General features: G+C 38.6%; 1 protein-coding gene and 1 pseudogene. One reads left to right on the top strand and one right to left on the bottom strand.

Annotated features, from left to right (window positions below):
- Window positions 1-393 precede the first annotated feature (393 nt).
- A complete protein-coding gene (locus H7U02_RS09095; protein ID WP_110980945.1) occupies window positions 394-4,968 on the top strand; it encodes a glycoside hydrolase family 70 protein in 4,575 nt (1,524 codons plus the stop codon).
- 213 nt (window positions 4,969-5,181) lie between these two features.
- Here the strand turns inward: H7U02_RS09095 and H7U02_RS09090 are convergent.
- A pseudogene (locus tag H7U02_RS09090) lies at window positions 5,182-6,383 on the bottom strand (IS110 family transposase).
- Window positions 6,384-6,440 lie beyond the last annotated feature (57 nt).

The following is a 6,440-nucleotide window of genomic DNA, read 5'->3' as shown; positions in this document are numbered from 1 at the left end:
TATGGGACTTTTTGTGTACACTTAAAAAGCTCTATAATCTCTACAGTGGTTTTACCCACTACAGAAATTATAGAGCCCTTTTTTTGTACCTTAAAGAAAAAATCTGACAAATATCAATTTTAAGTTAGAAACCCTGAAAAAGCTATTGTATCAATCTTTCTAGCGATCTCCTTGAAAAAAGTTTTAGCTATCAAACAATATGAAAATGAGAATTGAAAACCTATGAAATAGGCGTGTTACAAAATATTTCTAATGTTACTGTTATGTTAAAGATATTTTATGAAAAAACAATTAATTCGAGAAATAGTTAGAAAATAATGATATAATGTAATTGTTTGAAATCGGATAGATTTCAGTCTGATTTTGACAAATAAAATCACGGGGAAAATTATAATGGAAAAAAAGGTACACTATAAGCTTCATAAAGTTAAGAAGCAATGGGTTACAATTGCAGTTGCATCTGCAGCGCTCGCTACTGTCGTAGGGGGCTTTTCTGCAACAACATCTTCAGTTTCAGCGGATGAGACACAAGACAAGACTGTAACGCAACCAAATTCAGATACAACAGCAGACTTAGTTTCGTCTACTGAAGTAACTTCAACAGAAGCAACAAAAGAAGTCGCTAAACATACTAATACAAAAGAAGCAGATATTTTAATACCTGCAAAAGAAACAAATGCAGTAGAAGCAGGGGCTACAACTAACGTACAAGCAACAGCTGATGTAGCTACAACAGCAACAACTACTACTGATGTAGCAGTGGCAGCTGTTCCAAATAAAGAAGCAGTTGTAACAACAGATGCACCAGCTGTAACAACTGAAAAAGCAGCAGAACAGCCAGCTACCGTCAAGGCTGAAGTCGTCAATACAGAAGTTAAAGCTCCTCAAGCTGCTTTGAAAGATTCAGAAGTGGAAGCAGCACTTTCTTTGAAAAACATCAAATACACTGATGGTAAATATTACTATGTTAATGAAGATGGTTCACACAAAGAAAACTTTGCCATTACTGTAAATGGTCAATTGCTTTACTTCGGCAAAGATGGCGCCCTTACAAGTTCATCAACACACTCTTTCACACCTGGAACAACAAATATTGTTGATGGTTTCTCAATCAATAACCGTTCCTACGATTCATCTGAAGCAAGTTTTGAATTGATTAATGGTTATTTGACTGCTGATAGCTGGTACCGTCCAGTTTCTATCATCAAAGATGGTGTGACTTGGCAAGCATCAACTGCAGAAGATTTCCGTCCACTTTTGATGGCTTGGTGGCCAAATGTAGATACGCAAGTTAATTACTTGAACTACATGTCTAAAGTCTTCAACTTGGAGGCTAAGTACACAAGCACAGATAAGCAAGCAGACTTAAATCGTGCTGCTAAGGATATCCAAGTTAAGATTGAACAAAAGATTCAGGCTGAAAAATCAACACAATGGTTGCGTGAAACTATCTCTGCCTTTGTTAAGACACAACCACAGTGGAACAAAGAAACTGAAAACTATTCAAAAGGTGGAGGAGAGGATCACCTTCAAGGTGGAGCCCTTCTTTATGTGAATGACTCACGTACACCATGGGCAAATTCTAACTATCGTCTTTTGAACCGTACGGCTACTAACCAGACTGGTACGATTAATAAGTCAGTTCTTGATGAGCAGTCTGACCCAAACCACATGGGTGGCTTCGACTTCTTGCTTGCTAATGACGTAGACTTATCTAACCCAGTTGTTCAAGCGGAACAATTGAACCAAATTCACTACCTTATGAACTGGGGTTCAATTGTTATGGGTGACAAGGATGCTAACTTCGATGGTATCCGTGTCGATGCGGTAGATAATGTCAATGCTGACATGCTTCAACTCTACACAAACTATTTCCGTGAGTACTATGGTGTAAATAAATCTGAGGCGCAAGCTCTTGCTCATATCTCAGTTCTTGAAGCGTGGAGTCTTAACGACAACCATTACAATGACAAGACTGATGGTGCTGCGCTTGCCATGGAAAATAAACAACGTTTGGCCCTCCTTTTCTCATTGGCTAAACCAATTAAGGATCGTACACCAGCTGTAAGTCCTTTGTATAACAATACTTTCAATACGACTCAACGCGATTTTAAGACTGACTGGATTAACAAAGATGGAAGCACTGCCTACAACGAAGACGGTACAGCTAAACAGTCTACAATTGGTAAATACAATGAGAAATACGGAGACGCGTCAGGAAACTACGTCTTTATCCGTGCCCATGATAACAACGTTCAAGATATTATTGCTGAAATCATTAAGAAAGAAATCAATAAAAAATCAGATGGTTTCACTATCTCTGATTCTGAAATGAAGCAAGCATTTGAAATTTACAACAAAGACATGCTCAGCAGCAATAAGAAATATACCTTGAATAACATCCCTGCAGCTTATGCTGTAATGTTGCAGAACATGGAAACGATCACTCGTGTCTACTATGGAGACCTTTATACAGATGACGGTCACTATATGGAAACTAAATCACCATATCACGACACCATCGTTAACTTGATGAAGAACCGTATCAAGTATGTATCTGGTGGACAAGCGCAACGTTCTTACTGGTTGCCAACTGATGGTAAGATGGACAATTCAGATGTTGAACTTTACCGCACAAGTGAAGTCTACACTTCAGTACGTTATGGTAAAGACATCATGACAGCTGACGATACAGAAGGTTCTAAATACAGCCGTACCTCTGGTCAGGTAACTCTTGTAGTGAATAATCCAAAATTGACTTTGCATGAGTCAGCTAAACTTAATGTTGAAATGGGTAAAATCCATGCCAACCAGAAATACCGTGCTTTGATTGTTGGTACAGCTGATGGTATCAAGAACTTTACATCTGATGCAGAGGCAATCGCAGCAGGTTACGTGAAAGAAACAGACAGCAATGGTGTCTTGACTTTCGGCGCTAATGACATCAAGGGTTATGAAACATTTGATATGTCAGGTTTCGTAGCAGTTTGGGTTCCAGTCGGAGCTTCAGATGATCAAGATATCCGTGTAGCACCTTCAACAGAAGCTAAAAAAGAAGGCGAATTGACCCTTAAAGCGACTGAGGCTTATGATTCACAATTGATCTACGAAGGATTCTCAAACTTCCAAACTATCCCGGATGGTTCAGATCCTTCAGTCTATACTAACCGTAAGATTGCTGAAAATGTTGATTTGTTCAAATCATGGGGCGTAACATCATTTGAAATGGCACCACAATTTGTATCTGCCGATGACGGTACCTTCCTTGACTCAGTTATCCAAAATGGTTATGCCTTTGCAGATCGTTATGATCTTGCCATGAGTAAGAACAATAAATATGGTTCTAAAGAAGATCTTCGTGATGCTCTTAAAGCCCTTCACAAAGCGGGTATCCAAGCAATCGCTGACTGGGTTCCAGACCAAATTTACCAATTGCCAGGTAAAGAAGTCGTAACAGCGACTCGTACTGACGGTGCAGGACGTAAGATTGCAGATGCTATCATTGATCACTCACTTTATGTAGCTAACTCTAAGTCATCAGGTAGGGATTACCAAGCTCAATATGGTGGCGAATTCTTAGCTGAACTTAAAGCTAAGTACCCTAAAATGTTCACGGAAAACATGATCTCAACTGGTAAACCAATTGATGATTCTGTTAAATTGAAACAATGGAAGGCTAAATACTTCAACGGAACAAACGTTCTTGACCGCGGTGTTGGCTATGTACTTAGCGATGAAGCAACTGGTAAATATTTCACTGTCACTAAAGAAGGTAACTTCATTCCTCTTCAATTGACAGGAAATGAAAAGGCTGTTACTGGGTTCTCAAATGATGGTAAGGGAATCACTTACTTCGGTACAAGTGGTAATCAAGCTAAATCTGCCTTTGTTACTTTCAATGGAAATACCTATTACTTTGATGCACGTGGTCACATGGTTACAAATGGTGAATACTCACCAAATGGTAAAGATGTTTATCGTTTCTTGCCAAATGGTATCATGTTGAGCAATGCCTTCTATGTTGATGCTAACGGTAATACTTACCTTTATAACTATAAAGGTCAAATGTACAAGGGTGGTTACACTAAATTTGATGTAACTGAAACTGATAAAGATGGTAATGAATCTAAGGTTGTGAAATTCCGTTACTTCACTAATGAAGGTGTCATGGCTAAAGGTCTTACTGTTATCGATGGTTCCACACAATACTTTGGTGAAGATGGTTTCCAAACTAAAGATAAGTTAGCAACCTATAAAGGTAAGACTTATTACTTCGAAGCTCATACTGGTAATGCTATCAAGAACACTTGGAGGAACATCGATGGTAAATGGTACCACTTCGATGAAAATGGTGTTGCCGCTACAGGTGCTCAAGTTATCAATGGTCAAAAACTTTACTTTAATGAAGATGGAAGTCAAGTTAAAGGTGGCGTTGTTAAGAATGCAGATGGTACTTATAGTAAGTACAAAGAAGGTTCTGGAGAATTAGTTACTAACGAATTCTTCACAACTGATGGAAATGTATGGTACTATGCAGGCGCTGACGGTAAGACTGTTACAGGTGCTCAAGTTATCAATGGACAACACCTCTACTTTAAAGAAGATGGAAGCCAAGTTAAAGGTGGCGTTGTTAAGAATGCAGATGGTACCTATAGCAAGTACGATGCTGCAACAGGTGAACGTTTGACTAATGAATTCTTCACAACAGGTGATAACAATTGGTATTATATTGGTTCTAATGGTAAGACAGTAACTGGTGAAGTTAAAATCGGTGCTGATACCTATTACTTCGCTAAAGATGGTAAACAAGTAAAAGGACAAACGGTAACTGCTGGCAATGGTCGTATTAGCTATTACTATGGTGATAGTGGTAAGAAAGCCATCAGCACATGGATAGAAATCCAACCAGGAATCTACGTTTACTTTGATAAGACTGGTATTGCTTACCCACCTAGAGTGTTAAACTAATAGAATAAAATAAAAAGGAGAACTTCGGTTCTCTTTTTCTACCATTTGCCAAGTCTATCAAGGCTTTAAGTAAAAAAAGAGATAAGATAGTGGCTATTCTGAGGTTACTGTCTTATTTTTAACACTTTTTGATCCATAAATGGGCATGCTAAAAAAACACCTCATCTGGTATTTTTTGAAACAAGGTGTTACCATAATACGGCATAGACAGCCTTATCGATTTTGGGTCAAAGAGTAATCGTAAAGTTTGTTATGCGTAATGAGGTAATACATTGTTCGAATGAGACGATGTATAGAGGAAATCGTATGTGGCTTAGTTGAAGCTATTGTCGATTGTCTGTTTCGTTTCTCATAGAAATCTGCGATATGACAAGGATTGGTATGGCTAGCTGAAGCGATATTGCGAATAGATTTGTACAGAATTTTTCTTGCACAAGGATTCCCACGCTTAGTAATATGCTCTTGACCTAGGAAATCTCCCGACTCATAGTGTTTGAGATCAATACCGATAAAAGCGTTGATTTGATTAGCAGACGTAAAGCGACGAATGTCTCCTAATTCGCCAATAACGCTTGTACCCGTTGTCTCTGCGATGCCAGGAATAGAGAGAAGAATCACATATTCAGGTAGAGGTTTAGCTAACTCTATCAACTGTTCTAAAACTTGTTCTCGACGGCTTGTCAACCTTATAAGTTTCTGTGCATTATACTTAACCTCTTCTATTATAGGAGAGGTTTTTGAAATGGCAGAATAAGATTGCTTTACCAGTCCAACTAGCTTCTCAGCCAAGTTACCTACTCTGTTCTCTGAAATGCGTTTAGAGGTTGACTGGCGAATAGTCTCTTTCAACTCAACTTCCGATAATTCCAGCACCTAATGCTTTGTTGGGAAGATGGACACGAGATTCTAATATTGCTCACCTGCAGGAGTAGATAGTAGAATCTCGATTTCTGGGAAGGCGACTTGAAGAACTTTGTGCAGCCTATTCTTCGTCCTTACGATATCCTCTGTCAGATTTTGGTAGAACCGGCTAAGATCATGCAAGTTTTGATAGACTTTTTCTTGAACATAAATTGGCTTACGGTTTAAAACGAATTGTGACGAAGCTAGTTTCCCTGCGTCAATTTTATCGGTTTTCCGGACTCGTAAGCTGTCAAGTTGCTTTTTAGCTTCCAAAGGATTAAGACGTGTATAGTCATAGCTGTTTTCTTCTAGAAAAGCCTGAAGTCGACAAGAGTAGACACCATTAGCTTCGAAAATAATTTCGGGGTTTCTCACGGTCTTTAGTCCTTCAGTAGACGAGAAAATCCGATAATGTCATTAGACATAGTATAGCCATGAACCCTTTCACCATTCACAAGAATAGCGACTTCTGAGCTTGCTTTACTCACATCAATTCCAAAAACTGTCCGCATTATGTTTACCTCTTTGTCTTGAATGATTCCTTATTTTAGTGATTTCATTTTCAATAC

This window comes from Streptococcus sp. 3.1 (assembly GCF_016648915.1).
In the GTDB taxonomy this organism is placed as follows: domain Bacteria; phylum Bacillota; class Bacilli; order Lactobacillales; family Streptococcaceae; genus Streptococcus; species Streptococcus salivarius_E.
Note: the sequence above shows the minus strand (reverse complement) of the source record. Positions and strands in the feature narration are given on the sequence as shown.

Coding starts and splice junctions, on each gene's coding strand:
- H7U02_RS09095 (WP_110980945.1), top strand. CDS start 394: ATGGAAAAAAAGGTACACTATAAGCTTCATAAAGTTAAGAAGCAATGG.